Below are 16,293 nucleotides of genomic sequence, written 5' to 3' on the forward strand. Positions count from 1 at the left end.
GGACCGATGCCCGGCACGGGCGCCGGTGTGCCACGATCGCGGGAAAGGCTCCGAGCTCACGGAGGCCGACGATCCGATCTCGCCGGGGGAGCGGCCACATGGACCACGAGGCGACGGCGGCCGGGCGTCCGCGCGAGCTTGCGGTGTGGGCCCGGGCCCCCGTCGGGCCCCGCGGCCAGACCCTCGACCTGCTGACCGCGCGCTTCGACCGGCACCGCTACGCGCCGCACTACCACGAGGAGTTCACCGTCGGCGTCTGCGTCGGCGGCTCGGAGGTCATCGACTACCGCGGCGGCCGGCTCGACATCGGGCCGGGTTCCATCGTCGTCCTCGCGCCCGGAGAGGTGCACACCGGCGGCCCCGGCGCGACCGGCGGCTACGCCTACCGCGCCATGTACCCGGCGCCGTCCCTCCTCGGCGAGGGCACCAGGACCCTGCCGCACTTCCGCGACCCGGTCCTCGACGACCCCGGCCTGGCCGCCGCCCTGCGCGCCGCGCACACCGGACTGAGCGCGCACGCCGACCCGTTGGAGGCCGAGTCCCGGATCCCGTGGCTGCTCACCGCCCTCGCCCGCAGACACGGCACCGCCCGGCCCCTCGACGACCGCGTACCGGGCGCCGACCGCATCGCCCGCGCCGTGCGCGACCGCCTCGCGGACGAACTCCTCACCCCGCCCACCCTCGCCGAACTCGCCGCACCGCTCGGCCTCTCCCGCTACCAGCTCCTGCGCGCCTTCCGTACGTCGACGGGGCTGCCGCCCTACGCCTGGCTCGCCCAGCACCGCGTGCAGCGGGCCCGCGCCCACCTGGAGGCGGGCCTGCGCCCGGCCGAGGCGGCGTCCTTGGTGGGCTTCGCCGACCAGGCACACCTCACGCGCTGGTTCCGCAGGGTGCTCGGGGTGACCCCGGCGGCGTACCGCAACAGCGTTCAAGACACCGGCGGCCGGGACGGCCGAAACTGCGCGCATGACGGCACGCGGCTGGTTCCTCTTCTCCCTCATGGGTGTCCTGTGGGGCATCCCCTATCTCATGATCAAAGTGGCGGTCGACAGTGATCTGTCACCGTCGATGGTGGTCTTCACGCGCTGCGCGCTCGGCGCGGCGATCCTGCTCCCCTTCGCCGTACGACAGGGTGGACTCCCCGGCGTACTCAGGACGCACTGGCGTCCCATGCTGGTCTTCGCCTGTGTGGAGATCCTCGGCCCGTGGTGGACCCTGACCGACGCCGAGCGCCGCATCTCCAGCTCCACGGCCGGGCTCCTCATCGCCGCCGTCCCGATCATCGGCGCGCTCCTCGCCCGCTTCTTCGGGGACACCGAACGCCTCGGCGCGCGCCGCCTCACCGGCCTCGGGCTCGGTCTGGCGGGCGTCGCCGTCCTGACGGTGCCGCACCTGACGGGCGGCGACGCCTGGTCCCTCACGGAGGTCATGCTCACCGCCCTCGGCTACGCCATCGCCCCGCTGATCGTCGCCCGTCACCTGCGCGGCATCCCCACCCTGCAGCTCATCGCGCCCTGCCTCACCCTGGCCGCCCTGGTCTACGCCCCCGCGGCGGCGGCGACCTGGCCGGAGACCATGCCGGACACCGAGACCCTGGCGTCGCTCGCGGGCCTCGGTGTCATCTGCACGGCCCTGGCCTTCGTCGTCTTCCTCGAACTGATCAGGGAGGCGGGGCCGACCCGCGCGGTCGTCTTCACGTACGTCAATCCGGCCGTGGCGGTGGCGGCGGGCGTCACGTTCCTCTCCGAGCCGCTGACGGCGGACGTCGTGGCGGCCTTCACGCTGATCCTCGCCGGCTCCCTTCTGGCGACGGCGGCACCGGGCGTGGCGTCCGGCCCCGGGACCCGCCGGGTACCATGGTCGGCACGGCAGACGAGCCGGGCGGGCGGCCGCGTGAAGACCCCTTCGGGGGACCTTCCCGAGGAACGTCCGGGCTCCACAGGGCAAGGTGGTGGCTAACGGCCACCCGGGGTGACCCGCGGGACAGTGCCACAGAGAACAGACCGCCGAGGGCTCCGGCCCCCGGTAAGGGTGAAACGGTGGTGTAAGAGACCACCAGCGCCTGAGGTGACTCAGGCGGCTAGGTAAACCCCACCTGGAGCAAGGTCAAAAGGAGCGCCGTCACAAGCGCTCTGCGCGGACGTTCGAGGGTTGCCCGCCCGAGTCCGCGGGTAGACCGCACGAGGCCGGCAGCAATGCCGGCCCTAGATGGATGGCCGTCACCGCGACGTCCGCGAGGACCCGCGGTACAGAACCCGGCGTACAGCCCGACTCGTCTGCCGCCAAGGGCCCTCGACCAGGGAACATACTGGTTAGGCCCTTTTTGCCGACTACGAACGTAGCCGTCAAGGTAGCCATGCATGGGGGGGACTGTGGGCACTCGTCCTGATCACTGTGCAGTGGTGATTCTCTGCGCAGTACGGTCCGATTTGCCCGAACCCGAGACACCTTAGACGTACCCGGGATGGGAAGGAACGTAAAGGAGCCAGCCGGCGGGAGGGCGAGAACTGGGGAGGTGTATGCCGGATGCTGTAACTGCCGCGTTACGATCCCCCTGAGCCTGGCTCGGCGTAGTGGCAGGCGGTTCGGGGGAGTGGATGACATTCGCACAACCAGGGCGGGTAGGTTTCCCGTCTTCGGCGCGATCGCCGCGGCTGGCGATTCTGCGCCCTGACAAAGACTTTCTTCGCCTACTCACAGCCGACCGCACCAAGGAGAGGTCCTACTCCCAATCCTGCCGTGACTGGCCCGAGGTCAAGTCGCACCTCGCGATTCTTCTTGCCCCCGCTGACCAGCTGGCTGACGAAGGCAGCGGGGAGAAACCGGAGCGGATCTGGGGGCTGGGTATCGTACGCCCTGCTCGTGAGACCGACCGAGACCGGAAGGTCATCGTCACCTGTACGCGAGGCCTTCAAGGCCAGGTGCGTGCTTCAGGGCTCTGGTGCGGTGGCGGCGAGCGAGACGCCGCACTCTACGAATCCTTACCGGAAAGTGGTCCTGTCACAGTCGGCGCAGATACCGTGTTGGCCAATCTCCGGGGGATCTCTCCTGATGTCGAGGCCGAAGTCCAGAGGTTGATGCCTTTGCTCGACGACGCAGAAGGATGGAGCGAGGGGGAGCTTCGCTGGCGTGATGAGCGTGACGCTCTTCTGCTCTTCGCCAAGATAGCCGGGTTGGCCCCGAACGACTTCTCGGAGGTACGTCTCTGGGACAGGACAGCTGCCGGGGCAGCGTTCGTCAGCGGGCTTATCGGGACTGCGGTCCAGCCGATGCTCGACGACATTCGCGGGCGGGCAGCGACGAGGTTCAGCGGCATCGGTGAGACCGTCGTCCGAGCGTTCGCGAGTCGCGGAGGTAACCGAAGCTATGACTTCGAGGCGACGTCGATAACCGATCAGTCGGTGGTGGACGGTCGGGAGGGCGCCCTCGACGCGTACTACTACCACGTCGAGACTCGGACGATCGTCATGCTGCGCTACGTGCGTCCCGGCCCGAACGGGCTCCTCTCGCCTGACGCCCGCCACAGCCTGGACGAGTTCCACAGCCGTGTTCACCGCCTGCCGAGACGAGTCCGGCGAAGCGCCGACGATTACAGCTTGCTGGACGACCCGCTCTTTCTCCGCATTCACGAGCGGGTGCCCTTCACTGCCGCTCTGCAACGGACGAGCCCCGGTGCGATCTACCCCTACGACCAGGTCGCCGCAGCGATCTCGGCCGCAGCGAAACCCGGTCTCCCGGACCTTGCCGTGGACTCACTCACCCGCCACCTGGTACCGACCCACTTCGCCCAGCTGGTTCGCGACGGTTGGTTCGGCGCGAGCGGCGTGCCCTTCGAAGTGGCTTTGGACTGGGTGGAGGCCACGATCGACACGGTGGGCGCTGCTTTGACGGTCGTGGACTTCAGTCCCCGGCAGCGTGGCAACGGCTCAGGGATCAAGACGTGGGCCTAGGCCATCAGCAAGACACCACCAATGGGAAGGCAACCAACCATGACCACCTCGGGGGCGGACACACCTCGCCAGGTCACGCAGGTCCGCGAGCAACTGCACGAGACATTCGACGGGGTGATAGACGACAGCGACATCGCCCACTTTCGAGGGGGCAACTACGAACAGCGGTTCCTCTCCCGCGCCCTCGCAGCCCTCGCGGTACGACGCGTGGCCCAGTGCACCGTGGCCGAAGCGGCCCGGTTCGTCACGGACGGCATCGCGGACCAGGGATTGGATGCCATCGCCCCCTTGCCGGAGAGCGGGCAGGCTCTGCTCGTCCAGGCGAAGTGGAGCGACAAGGGCTCAGCGACCTTCGACGTGGACGCCGCCAAGGCGATGGTGGACGGCCTGAACCGGATCGAGAACGAGCTGTACGACCAGTTCAACCAGCGTGCCGGTGCCCTCGCTCTGGAAGCCAGGCCGTTCATCGTCAACAAGAAGGCCATCCTGCTCATCGCGCTGATGGGCACCGCGAAGCCCTCTCCGCCGGCTCTGGAGGTTCTCGACAACGCTCTCGCGGAGTTCAACAAACACGGTGCCCGCTTGAGCGTTGAAGTGTTGTACGCCGCGGACTTCCATGATCAGATCCACGCGGATCTTCGGCCGGAGCCGATCTGCCTGGATGTGCGCCTCGACGACTGGTATCAGCAGAAGGGACCACTCAAGGCCTATCAGGGCACGGTCTCCGCCGAGAGCGTCGCCGAGTGGTATGAGACGCACGGCACCGGCCTGTTCGAGCAGAATCTCCGGGCCCCGCTCGGGACCACCGTCACCAACGCGGAAATCGGTCAGACCCTGACGTCCGACCCCACGAGATTCTGGCACCTGAACAACGGCATCACCATGATCTGCGACTCGCTCACGGCGAGGAACGACAGCGCCAAGGCGCCGCAGAGCAAGCCGACCACTCTCACCGTCACGGGGGCGAGCATCGTCAACGGCGCTCAGACGGTACGTGCTGTCGCCAGGGCCATGCACGACGACGGTGAGGCCGCGGCCAACGCCACACTGAGCATCAAGGTCATCAACACGCATGAAGACCGGGAGTTCGGAGTCCAGGTCTCGCAGGCGGCGAACCGGCAGAATGCCATCGAGCAGCGCGACCACATCGCGCTGGAACCCGTGCACCAGGCGATCAAGGCCAACCTGCGCGCCGAACTGCGCAAGCAGTACGTGATCAAGCGCGGCGAGCCGGTGGCCGCGCCCGAGACCGGTTGCTCACTGGACGAACTCGCTCTCGCACTCGCGTGCCTGTACCCGGATGCGGAACAGGCCGCCCGGGCGGCCAGTTCGACGGAGAACCTCTGGGAGCAGGGCCCCAAGGGCAGCCACACTCTGCTGTTCAAACGCGAACCCTCTCCACAGAAGGTGTGGCGTTCCGTACTCACACTGCGAGCAGCACGGAGTGCGGTCTACGAACTGGGCAGCGGGCAGAACAGCCGTGAGGCAGCCACCGCGGAGCACGGTGGCTTTCTCGTCACCCACCTGCTTTTCCAGCATCTCGGCGCCACGAGCATCGATGACCCCGATTTCGACTGGGAGAGCGAGGTCCTGGAGAAGATCCCCGCTCTCGTACCGGATCTGGTGCGTCGGCTGACGCACCAGATCGTCACGCGTTACGGGCCACGTCCCCAGATCAGGACCGCCTTCCAGACCGTGGAGACGTGCCGAGAGCTCGCGAAGCATGTCCTCGGCGACCTGGCCGATGGTGTCGCCGTTCCTGCACCTCCCGTGAAGGAGCGCAAGCCGCGTCGTCCGAACACCGTGCCGCTCCTGGTGGACCGCCGTGTCATCAAGGAAGGATCTCCTCTTCGGTACGTGGCCCAGACCGAGCCCGAGCGTGATGCCATGGAGGAGTGGCTTGCCGAGGACGAGAGCCGACGCCAGGCGACCTGGGTCAATCACCGGACCAAGCCGATCCTGTGGGCGTACGACGAGCAGCAGTATTCGCCGTCCGGGCTGGTGTCGAAGATGTGGGCGGACGCCGAGTGGGACGAGCGCCCCGTGGCCAACCAGGGAACGGCTCGCTGGTTCCAGTCGGATGACCTGAGCCTGTGGGATCTGGCTCAGCGCATCCACAGTGAAGAGGCCGAGGACGAGGACGAGGCCTGACGGCGTGTGCACCGCACTGGCTGGACGTCAGTAAGGACGTAGTCCCTCCGGGCCGCGCAGCCGGGCGAGGAGATCGGCGATCTCGCGGGTCTCCTCGTGGTCCTCGCCGAGGAGGACGCACATGTCCTCGTGGAGGGCGTCGAGGACCCCCTCGGCCTCGGTGCGGCGCCCCTCGGAGAAGAGGAGCACGCCGATACTGCGCCGTAGGTCGAGAGCGGTTTCGGAGGCGTCCCCGGCCGCGTCGGACACGACTTCCAGAACCTCCTGGAATTCCCGTAGGGCGACGGTGGCCTGACCTAGGTTGGCCCGGCAGTAGGCGGCGTGCCGACGGCACTCCAGCGTGCTTTCATCGCCTGGTCCCGCTGTGCGGGCGTAGACGGCGGCCAGAGCGTCGAACTCCGGCAAGGCACGCCGGAAGTCCTCACCGGCCATGAGGACTGCCGCGCGCTGCCTCCGAAGGCCGAGCACACGGGAGTTGTGTGCGCCGAGGGCGGTGGCCGCTGTGGCGATCACTGCCTTGAGGACGTCCGCGGCCTGGGCGAACCGTCCGCTCTCGGCGAGGTCCGCGGACCGGGCGTAGGCGTCCCTGATCGCGTCCCGCAACGCGGTGTCGACGCGCGCCGGGATCGGTACGGGCGCCACCGGCCCGAGCGAGGGCGCGGGCGGCGTGGTCCGTCGCAGGGGTGCGTTCGGCTGTCGGTAGACCACCGTCGGGTCGGGAAGTCCGGAAGGGGAGCCATGGGGGATGGCCATGGAATCGGCTGCGGATCCCGGTTGCGGCAGGTGCGGCGACAGGCGCTCGTACACCGCGTAGGCGTCGACGGGACGCTGCTCCGGCACCTTCGCCAGCAGGTCCAGGACCAGCGCCTCCAGGCCCTCCGGCACCTCGGGCCGCAGGGTGCGCAACGGCTTCGGCGGCACCTTCATGTGCTGGTGCAGAAGCTGGTACTCGTTGTCACCACTGAACACCGGCTCTCCGGCGAGGAGTTCGTGCAGCACGCAGCCGAGCGCGTAGAGGTCGCTCAGCGGGGTGATCTGCGCGCAGTCGATCTGCTCGGGCGGCATATAACGGCTGGTGCCGATCCGGCTGCCCGTAGCCGTGAGCCGGGTGACATCCGTGCGCAGCAGTTTCGCGATGCCGAAATCCAGCACCTTGACCGTGCCGTCAGCGGCGATCAGGACGTTGTCCGGCTTCAGATCGCGGTGCACGACCGGGATGGCGTGCGCGTACGACAGGACTGTGCAGATCTGCGCCACGATCGACGCGGCCCAGCTCACCGGGAGCAGCGCCGCCCCGCCGTCCCCCGGGCCCGTGAGCACCCTGCGCAGGGAGATCCCGCGCACGTACTCCATCACCAGGTACAGCCGGTCGTACGACGCCTCGTCCAGCACCGCGTCGAACACCTGCGGCACTCCGTGATGCCCGATCCGAGCGGTGACGCGCGCCTCGCGTTCGAAGCGGCGGGCGAACTCTTCCGCCTGTGCCGGCGATGCGACGACGTCGGGCCGGATGAGCTTGACCGCGATTTCACGGTCGAGAACTGCGTCGTAGCCGCGCCAGACCGTGCCCATACCGCCGGATTCGATCTCCTCGATCAGCTCATAGCGGCCCTGCTCGCCGATTCTCCGTGCCTGCGCCACGCGTCGCGCCCCCGTCGTCCTGATGTCACGTCAGTCGATCGCTGTACACGGTACCTATCGGCGGGGCGCGCGGCAGGGGTTACAGCAGGTGGTCGGCCTTTCCGGCCTTGATGTCGGTGATGAGGGTGCGCAGGGCTTCAAGGGAGTCGGTGAGGTATCGGTCCTCTTGGCCGTTGACGGCTATGTAGCCGTTGCCGTTGCCGTCGGCGTCTGTGCCGAGGCGGAAGCAGGAGCTGCCTTCGCCGCAGAATGGGGCGTCCCAGGTGATGTCAGCCATCTTGGCTTCTCCTCAGAGTCGTTGGGCGATCTGGCGGATGAAGTCGCGGGACCGCTCCGGCGACAGTGCCAAGTATTCCAACAGGTCGAGTTGTGCCCGATATTTCGCGAGCTGGCCGTCAGCATGCAGGAAGACAGGGCCATGCGAGATGTCCACCTGCACGGTATCGAGCTGTTGGACAGGGCCCTCGGTGTAGACAACCGTGTGCCCTGCCCCGGGGAAGGCGGCGTGGCTGAACGGGAGGACGAGCACTGTGACGTTGTCCCACTCGGAGACCTCCAGAAGGTACTGCAACTGTGCCTGGGCAACGTCTCGTCCACCGAACTGCATGCGCAGCGCCGCCTCGTGGATTACGGCCACGTACGGGGCCGGGGTGGCACCGGTGATCACCTTCTGACGCTCCGAACGGTGTGCCAGTCGGAGAGCAACCTCATGTTAGGGAAGTTGTGGGACGACGGCACGAAAGATGGCCATGGCATGCGCCGATGTCTGGAGCAGCCCTGGCACGTGCACGGTGTTCGCGCCCCGCAGACGCACTGCGCTGGCCTCCGTTTCGGAGATGTCCAGCAGGCCTTGAGTCAAGCTGCCCCGGTAGCGCTCCCACCACCCTGCTTCGCTCGGCTCCGCCATCTCGGCCAAGGCGCCGATGTACTTCTCGTCGGTGCAGTCACAGTTGCAGGCCAGAGTACGGAGCCGTGCGGCGCTGATTCCGCGCAGCCCGGACTCCATGTTGGAAATCCTGCCCCGATCAACGCCGAGGAGCCCCGCAGCGTACTCCGCCGACATGCCAGCCGTGGTGCGCATCCTGCGCAGTTCACTTCCCAGGCGCTTCTGCCGGTGGGTGAGAATCGTCCTTGGTGGCATGTCGTACCTTCTGGCCTACTGTCAGTGTCGCGCCGGTCACACACCGCAATGCCGGAAGCGCACCGCGCGAGCATGCCCGTCCGCCCTGGGACGGGTGTGCCCGCGACCAGGGCAGTAGGCCACTGGCGATTCCAAATCCCCCACAGAGCCGCGGAGTTCGCCATGCCCGAGATCCCCCTCGTTCCTGCCCACTGGCGCTTCCCCGCCCATCCCGCCTCCGTACGCCGGGCCCGGCACGCCGTCACCGAATTGCTGCCAGACGTCCTACGCCCACAACTCGGGGAAAATCTTTGCCTGTTGACCTCGGTACTGCTCACCAACGCCATCCGTCGCGGTGCCTGTGGGGAGGACGGGGACCTCGTCGAACTCGTTCTGTGGCCGGCCGACGGACACTATTGGCTGGCCGTCTCCGACCCGGGTACGGGCAAGCCCGTTCTGGCCCGGCCGGACGCCGACTCCGAGAACGGTCGCGGCCTGATCCTGGTCGACAGCCTCGCTATCGCTTGGACCGTCCGTCCCCGCCCCACGCGCGGAACGTCCGTGATCGCGGGGCTCTCGGTCCACCAGGGAGGCTGACCAGGGGAAGGGGTCGGCAGGGAGGGGACGGAGGACCGCGCGGGTCAGGCCGCGTCGTCGTCGATGTTCTCCTCCCGGCGGATCATTCGCCAGGCCGCCCGGCGCGCACTCTGGTTGAGTGACTGCTTGAAGCTGTCGTCGTGGCTGAAGTACTGCCGTCCCATGTCGGCGATGGTGTCGATGTGTTCGGCCATCTTGTCCTCGAAGACCTCGTCGAAGACGAGCCCGAAGTTCTCCTCGTCGTTGACGGCAGCGGCGCGGACCTTCGGGTCGGCCTTCGCCTCCGAGAACGGCGTGATCACGTCCTGATCGGTGAAGTCGGTGCCGAACTTTTCGTTGAACTTCTCGATCAACTCCGACAGCAGCGACTTCTCCTGCTCCTTGGCACCGCCCCCGCCTTCACCGAAGCCGCGCAGCTCCGCGGCTCCCTCGGCGGTCAGCGCGAGGTCGTGCTGGCCGGTCCTCTGGATGCGCAGGTGGCTGAGGTCGACGTCTCCTATGTCCACACCGCCGTCTCCGCGTCGCGGGAGACGGTTGAGCAGGTGGCGGCCGTAGAGGTAGAGGCATTCGAGGTCGGCGTCGCGGTAGGGCACGATCTGCGAGAGGAAGCCGTACTTCCGCACGTAGTCGTTGAGATCCGCGCGGAACTGCTCGGCGGCCTCGGCGGCTTCCTCGTCGGGGTCGTCGGCCTCGTCCTTGCGGTCCAGCAGCTCAGTGAACCGTTTGACGGCGGGGTCGAGATGCCGGTACAGCTCCGCGTGGAGCTTCTCCCAGCGGGCGGCCGAGCCTGCTGCCTTCTCCTCGGCTGACAGATAGGCGTCCGCGAACTCCCGCATCTCCTCCTCGACGAGGAGGTCGGCCCGCATGACCTGGCTCTGCGCGGTGTAGAGGAGGTTGGGGTCGGAGGGAAGGGTGTTCGCCTCCTCGAAGTACGGGCGGAAGGACTCCTTGGTGTCCTCGGCGTCGTTGACGAAGTCCAGTACGGCCAGGTCCGCCTGCGACTTGCGGTCGGCGGTGCGGTTCAGACGAGAGAGGGTCTGGACGGCGCTGATGCCCGCGAGCTTCTTGTTCACGTACATCGTGGTGAGCAGCGGCTGGTCGAAGCCGGTCTGGTACTTCTCGGCGACGACCAGGATGCGGTACTCGCGCTGAGTCGCCGTCCCGCCCGTGCGCACGGCCTTGTCGTCCTTGCGCGTGTACGCGAACGCCTTCGGCAGCGCGGACTCGGCGAGGCCGCCGTTCTCCTTCGGCTCGGTGGTCTCCTCGCCGTCATACGTCAGGGTGCCGGAGAACGCGACCAGGACGCCGGGGTCGGCGTACGCGTTGTCGCCGATGTACTTCCTGATGGCACGGGCCATTTGTACGGCGCTGTGCCGGGAGGCCGTCACCACCATGGCCTTGGCACGCCCGCCGAGCCGGCCGGCGGTGTGCGTGCGGAAGTGCTCGACGATCACTTGCGCCTGTTGCGTCACGGTGGAGTCATGCGTGAGCGCGTACCGGGCGAGCAGGGGGTTCGCCTTGGACGGGTCCACCTCGCGCTCGTCCGGGTTCTTGTTCACCAGCTTCCAGTACGTGTCGTACGTGACGTAGGTGCGCAGGGGATCGAGGATGAAGCCTTCCTCGATGGCCTGGCGCATCGAGTACGTGTGGAAGGGAACGTACGTCGGCTTGCCGTTGACGGTGTCCAGGGTGCCGAAGAGTTCGAGCGTCTTGGCCTTGGGCGTGGCCGTGAATGCGAAGTAGGAGAGGTTGGAGGCCATGCTGCGCTGGGTGGCCTTGCGAATGAGCTTGGCGTCGGTGGTGGCCGTCGCCGCTTCCACCTCGGTTGCCCCGGCGTCGTCGGAGTCCGAGTCCAGGCCGAGGTCACGCAGCGCCGCGCGTACGGCTGTTGCCGCGTCGCCAGACTGCGAGGAGTGGGCCTCGTCCACAATGATCGCGAAGTTGCGACCCTGGATCTCGGTGGGGTTGCGGCGCAGGTAGTCGATGAGGGCGGGGAAGGTGTGCAACGTGACCGTGATGATCTTCCCGGTCTCACGGGACAGCGCCTTGGCGAGCTGGTCGGACTTCGCCCCGTGCTTCTCGTCGATCTTCACGACTAGACCGGCCGTCTTCTCAAAACTGCCGACCGTCTCGCGCAGTTGGGCGTCGAGATTGCGGCGGTCGGTGATGATCACGACCTTGTCGAAGACGGGCGCGCCGGGCTTGAGTCCGGCGGCCAGGGCGTCGGGGTCGATCTCGGCGGGGTCGGTGGGCGTGTGCAGCGACGACAGGCGGTGCGCCAGCCACCCGATGGTGTTCGACTTGCCCGAGCCGGCGGATGCCATGCCGAGGTAGTTGTGACCGGCGCCATGGCGGGCCGCGTGGTCGGTGAGCTTCTTGACGATGTCCCACTGGTGGTAGCGCGGGAAGATCAGCTTCCTGCGCGTCCGCCCGTCCGGACCCTTCTCCTTGCTGAGATGCACGAACCGCTCGATCAGGTCCAGCCAGGTGTCCCGCTCCCAGATCTGTTCCCAGAGGTACGAGGTTGCGTACGTCCCCGGGACGGTAGGCGCCGGATTCCCGGCACCACCGGGCTTCCCCGGTCCCTCCGATCCTGTATTGAACGGGAGGAACCGCGTCAGCTTGCCCCGCAGTTCGGGCGCGACGTAGACCACGTCCGTGTCCACGGCGAAGTTTGCGATGATGCGGCGCGCGAAGATCAGCTCAGTGGGGTCCCGCTTGAGTCGGTACTGCTCCTTGGCGTGCTCCGCCCCCTGCCGTGTGAGGGCGTTCTTCAGCTCGGCGGTCGCCAGCGGGATCCCGTTGAGGAACAGGGTGAGGTCCAACTCGTTGCCCTTGTCCGCCTGCTTCGCCGCGTACTGCAACTCCTTGACGAAGGTCAGCCGGTTTGCCCGGTAGTCGTTCAGGACGGCGTCCGACGCGACGAGCGACGGTTTGAAGTAGGCGAGCCTGATCAGGACGCCGTGGTCCTTCACGCCCTTGCGGAGTACGTCCAGCACACCATCGGTTCCGATCGCCTGGTCGACCCGCTTTGCGAACCCGGCCTGGGCGGTGTTGGGATCCCCGCCGTAGAGGGCGATCAGCTCGGCCCAGTCGTCGGCTTGGGTCTTGCCGATGAACTCGAAGAGCTGGGCGGTGTCCAGGGCGAGTTGAGGGCGGTAGTCCTGTCGGTTTCCTTCAGACCAACCGCGCTTGAGCAAGGCGGCAACTATTGCGTTTCCAAAGGCTGCTTCATCGTGGACGGGCATGAGCGGCATTCCCCCCGCTTTCCGGTGGCCTGATAGGTGATGTCGTGACAGAAGTTTTCGAAAACGATGAGTTGGTGCGGACAAGGTCGAGGTCCGTGTCTTGGGTCAACCGGAACCTGCCGTCGCGTAACGTCTAGCGATGCATTTGTAGTTGTCTGCTCGAACGCGTGCGATGAACGACGACAAGCGGTGGGGCGCGGCGGGACTCACGGCGCGATCATTCCTCGATCCCTCGTCCGCTGGCGGCGGACACGTCGATCTGACCGGTGACGGCGGCGGTGATCAGGGATTGGCGGTGCTCGGCGAGAAGTGCCGACGACTTTCGCAGGGCTGCCACGGCAGAGTAGAGTGCCTGACGTTCCTCCTCCAGATCTTCTGCGTACTGTTCTTGAAGGTGGGCCGGGACCGCGGGGATGTTGATAGCGCGGATATCATCAGCCCTCAGCTTGATCGTCTGTCCTGACTGGCCCCGGAAGAGCAGCGCCATAAAGCCGCGAATCGGCTGGCTTTTCAGAACAAAGCTGGTGAATTCCGAGGACCAGCCATGACTCAGCCGGATGCGGTACAGGAGATCGCTGAGGAGGAGTCGCCTGCCAACGGGATGAGCTACCGTAGGAATGCCTACGTGTTCCGGGGAACCGCTTCCCCTGGTCATGAGAATGTCTCCGTCAGAGATTTGATACCGCAAGTCGGGATAAGTTCCATGAGGGAGTCTCTTGTGTTCCAGGGGCTTGAACGTCCCAGAGCTTACCGCGCTCGTCTTGAGTACCGCCCATTCAGAAGGAGTGGCGATCGTATCGTCGCACTGTGGGCTCCATCCTTGTTCAATGGACTCAACCACACGTCGGAGTGGAACGAGGCCGTGCTCAGCGATCCAGAGCTCAACACGGTGGGCCAAACGAGATACCCAAAGCTCTTTCAGGCAACGCACTTGTGCGTCGCGAGCCGTAGAGAGTGAATCGATGCGGGCGATTTCAACGTCGAGGAAGTCGGCGATGCGGCGCTGTTCATCCAGAGGAGGGGCGGGAAGTTCCAAGTTGCCAACTTGCTCAAAGTTTAGACCATCCCGGTTTCCGCCGACCTGAAGTTCCTGGATTTGTCCTTGCATGAATCGAGCCGACATCCCATAGGTTAGATACCGTGAATCGGTTGCCGCGTTGGGGCGGATAATGCAAACATGCTGGTTGACATTTGCTTCTCCAATTTCCTCTGGGACGCGAGTAACACGCCCGATCGACGCACCCGTGATGTTTAGAAGAACATCATTGAGCGCTACCTGAGTTGCACGCATCTCGCGGTGGACGTTCGCATCGATGTAGGCGACATCGTCCAACCTCAGGCCGTCAAAGTGGATGTTTTGACTCCGTAGGAATAGTACGCCTTGGTCTACGTACGTTTCCGATCCCCCGGCCGGAGTTTTTCCGCTGCCAATCTTGGTGGCGAGCCTCTTGACGCGAACTTTTCCCCAAGGGGATTCAATGAGCGCCATTAGTCTGTCACCTCCCCAAGTAGCGCCTGAATCTCGGCCTCAAGAGACTTCAGCTCCGCGTCGATCTCCGCCAAGGGTCGCGGCGGCTTGTACACATAGAAATGCCGCGTGAACGGGATTTCGTACCCCACCTTCGTCTTGCTGTGGTCGATCCACGCGTCCGGGACATGCGGCAGAACTTCCCGTCGCAGGTACTCCTCCACGTCCTCCTTCAGCGGCACGTTCTCGTAGTCCCGCAGTTCCGGGTCCGGTTCCGGTTCGCCCTTGATGCGCTGGACCTCGCCCTTCGGGTCACGGACGCCGACCGCTTCCCGCAACGCCTTGCCGAACGGCGTACCCGTCGGCCACAACAGGCCGGCCGCGACGATCGCGTCCTTGAGGTCGATCCATGCGTCGGACTTCGTCGACCAGGACTTGCCGACCAGGGGGCGCAGCGCCTCCGCGAACGCCTCGGCGTCCGTGGCCCGTGTGATCGGCTTGGACGCGGTGATCGCCGCCAGCGTCTCCTCCGTAACCTCGAAGCGGAGCTTCAGCGGCCGTTCGACGGTGATGCGGTGATACCCGAAGTCCTCGTTGTGGAAGACCTTGATCTTCCCGGCCCGGTCGACCAAGTCGTGGCCGCCGCCCTTTTCCGCCGCGTCGACGACCGCCAGCGCCTCCGTGTAGAGCCTGGTGATCTCGGAGATGTGCTGCTCGCCCAGTTCCTTGCGCTTGTCGCCGAGCGACTTCCGCATCTTGCGCCAGTAGTCGCGCGCGTCCAGCAGGACGACCTTGCCGCGCCGGTCCCTGGCCTTGCGGTTGCTCAGTACCCAGAAGTACGTGGAGATGCCGGTGTTGTAGAAGAGCTGGTCGGGTAGGGCGACGATGCCCTCCAGCCAGTCGTTCTCCAGGATCCACTGCCGGATCTTGGACTCACCCGACTCCGCCGCCCCCGTGAACAGCGGGGAGCCGTTGAAGACGATGGCGATCCGGCTGCCGCCCGCCCCCGACGCGTCCACCGGCTTCATCTTCGAGATCATGTGCTGGAGGAAGAGCAGCGAACCATCGTTGATACGCGGTAGGCCGGCCCCGAACCGCCCGCTCTCACCGAGGCGCTCATGTTCGTCCTCGACGGTGTCCTTGACCTTCTTCCACTCCACGCCGAACGGCGGGTTGGCCAGCAGGTAGTCGAAGGTGGTGGGCGTGTTCTTGTCTCTCCTGGAGTCGTCGCTGCGGAAGCCGTCGTCGCTGAAGGAGTTGCCGAACTTGATGTTCTCCGGGTCCTGACCCTTGATCATCATGTCCGATCGGCAGATGGCCCAGGACTCGGGGTTGAGTTCCTGGCCGAAGACCTTGACCGTGGCGTCCCGGTTGTGAGCGGTGATGTGCTCCTCGGCCGCGCTGAGCATGCCGCCGGTTCCGCAGGCCGGGTCCATGACCGTGCGGACGGTGCCCGGCAGCGCCAGCGCGTCACTGTCCGGGGCGATGAGCAGGTTGACCATCAGTCGGATGACTTCCCGAGGCGTGAAGTGCTCTCCGGCCGTCTCGTTGGACTGCTCGGCGAAGCGTCGGATCAGCTCTTCGAAGACGTATCCCATCTGGTGATTGGTGACGATCTCGATCGGCTTGCCGTCATCGTCGAGTTCGACATTGCCGTCCGCGTCCCTCTTCACCGGCCGTAGATCGAGGTCGGCGAACCGTCCGACCACCCGGTACAGCAAGTCCGCCGCGTCCAGCCGCTTGATCTGCTGGGCGAAGTCGTACCGCTCCAGGACTTCCCGGGCGTTGGGGGAGAAGGCGCCGTAGTACTCGTTGAGGTACTTCGCCGCGTGGGAGGCGTCCCCCGCGATGGCCTTCAGCGTGTAGGCGCTGGTGTTGTAAAAGCTGTGGCCGGACGCCTTGCGCAGGAAGCGGTCGGGGTTGATGTCCTGGTTCTCGTAGCGGGCAGCGACCTCCAGGACCTTGTCCTTGGTAGGGGCGAGGACGCACTCCAGGCGCCGCAGCACGGTGAACGGCAGGATCACCTTGCCGTAGTCGGACTGCTTGTAGTCACCCCGCAAGAGGTCGGCGACCGACCACGCATGGTTGGCCAGTTCCGTGTGCTTACTGCTGTTCAAC

9 protein-coding genes, 1 other RNA gene and 2 pseudogenes are annotated in these 16,293 nt (G+C 66.3%); 6 read left to right on the forward strand and 6 right to left on the reverse strand.

The features are described 5' to 3' along the window. Positions 1 to 98: 98 nt before the first annotated feature. The 5 genes and pseudogenes from ACZ7LU_RS32885 to ACZ7LU_RS32905 all read left to right on the forward strand — a co-directional run bounded on the left by ACZ7LU_RS32885 (position 99) and on the right by ACZ7LU_RS32905 (position 6,101). Positions 99 to 1,055, forward strand: a complete 957-nt coding sequence (locus tag ACZ7LU_RS32885) for an AraC family transcriptional regulator (protein WP_471918798.1) — start codon at positions 99 to 101, stop codon at positions 1,053 to 1,055. Next, positions 1,030 to 1,749: pseudogene (locus tag ACZ7LU_RS32890) on the forward strand (DMT family transporter); the annotation flags it as partial. The gene ACZ7LU_RS32885 and the pseudogene ACZ7LU_RS32890, both read left to right, overlap by 26 nt. A gap of 124 nt (positions 1,750 to 1,873) precedes the next feature. Next, positions 1,874 to 2,279: RNase P RNA component class A (gene rnpB / locus ACZ7LU_RS32895), an RNA gene on the forward strand. 741 nt (positions 2,280 to 3,020) lie between these two features. Next, positions 3,021 to 3,950, forward strand: coding sequence for a hypothetical protein (locus tag ACZ7LU_RS32900; protein ID WP_471144996.1), 930 nt, complete (start codon positions 3,021 to 3,023; stop codon positions 3,948 to 3,950). Positions 3,951 to 3,989: 39 nt separating this feature from the next. Beyond that, positions 3,990 to 6,101, forward strand: coding sequence for an AIPR family protein (locus ACZ7LU_RS32905; protein WP_471918799.1), 2,112 nt, complete (start codon positions 3,990 to 3,992; stop codon positions 6,099 to 6,101). Positions 6,102 to 6,128: 27 nt separating this feature from the next. Here the strand turns inward: ACZ7LU_RS32905 and ACZ7LU_RS32910 are convergent, their stop codons facing one another. The 3 genes and pseudogenes from ACZ7LU_RS32910 to ACZ7LU_RS32920 all read right to left on the reverse strand — a co-directional run bounded on the left by ACZ7LU_RS32910 (position 6,129) and on the right by ACZ7LU_RS32920 (position 8,883). Then, positions 6,129 to 7,742, reverse strand: coding sequence for a serine/threonine-protein kinase (locus tag ACZ7LU_RS32910; protein ID WP_471144999.1), 1,614 nt, complete (start codon positions 7,740 to 7,742; stop codon positions 6,129 to 6,131). 79 nt (positions 7,743 to 7,821) lie between these two features. Continuing rightward, positions 7,822 to 8,019 carry a hypothetical protein gene (locus tag ACZ7LU_RS32915; RefSeq protein ID WP_471145000.1) on the reverse strand — a complete coding sequence of 66 codons (198 nt, stop codon included), beginning with the start codon at positions 8,017 to 8,019 and terminating at the stop codon, positions 7,822 to 7,824. A gap of 12 nt (positions 8,020 to 8,031) precedes the next feature. Beyond that, positions 8,032 to 8,883, reverse strand: a pseudogene (locus ACZ7LU_RS32920) (helix-turn-helix domain-containing protein). A gap of 162 nt (positions 8,884 to 9,045) precedes the next feature. Between ACZ7LU_RS32920 and ACZ7LU_RS32925 the strand changes: the two are divergent. After that, positions 9,046 to 9,459, forward strand: a complete 414-nt coding sequence (locus ACZ7LU_RS32925) for an ATP-binding protein (protein WP_471918800.1) — start codon at positions 9,046 to 9,048, stop codon at positions 9,457 to 9,459. A 44-nt stretch (positions 9,460 to 9,503) separates the two neighbouring features. Here ACZ7LU_RS32925 and ACZ7LU_RS32930 read toward each other — a convergent pair whose 3' ends face one another. From ACZ7LU_RS32930 to ACZ7LU_RS32940, 3 genes are all read right to left on the reverse strand, one after another. After that, positions 9,504 to 12,707, reverse strand: a complete 3,204-nt coding sequence (locus ACZ7LU_RS32930) for a type I restriction endonuclease subunit R (RefSeq protein ID WP_471918801.1) — start codon at positions 12,705 to 12,707, stop codon at positions 9,504 to 9,506. Positions 12,708 to 12,924: 217 nt separating this feature from the next. Next, positions 12,925 to 14,196, reverse strand: coding sequence for a restriction endonuclease subunit S (locus ACZ7LU_RS32935; RefSeq protein ID WP_471145003.1), 1,272 nt, complete (start codon positions 14,194 to 14,196; stop codon positions 12,925 to 12,927). Then, complete coding sequence (locus ACZ7LU_RS32940) at positions 14,196 to 16,292, reverse strand: type I restriction-modification system subunit M (RefSeq protein WP_361619001.1); 2,097 nt, start codon at positions 16,290 to 16,292, stop codon at positions 14,196 to 14,198. The genes ACZ7LU_RS32935 and ACZ7LU_RS32940 overlap by 1 nt, the downstream gene beginning before the upstream one ends. Between the last annotated feature and the right edge of the window lies 1 nt (position 16,293).

It is taken from the genome of Streptomyces sp. NPDC039462 (assembly GCF_055639375.1).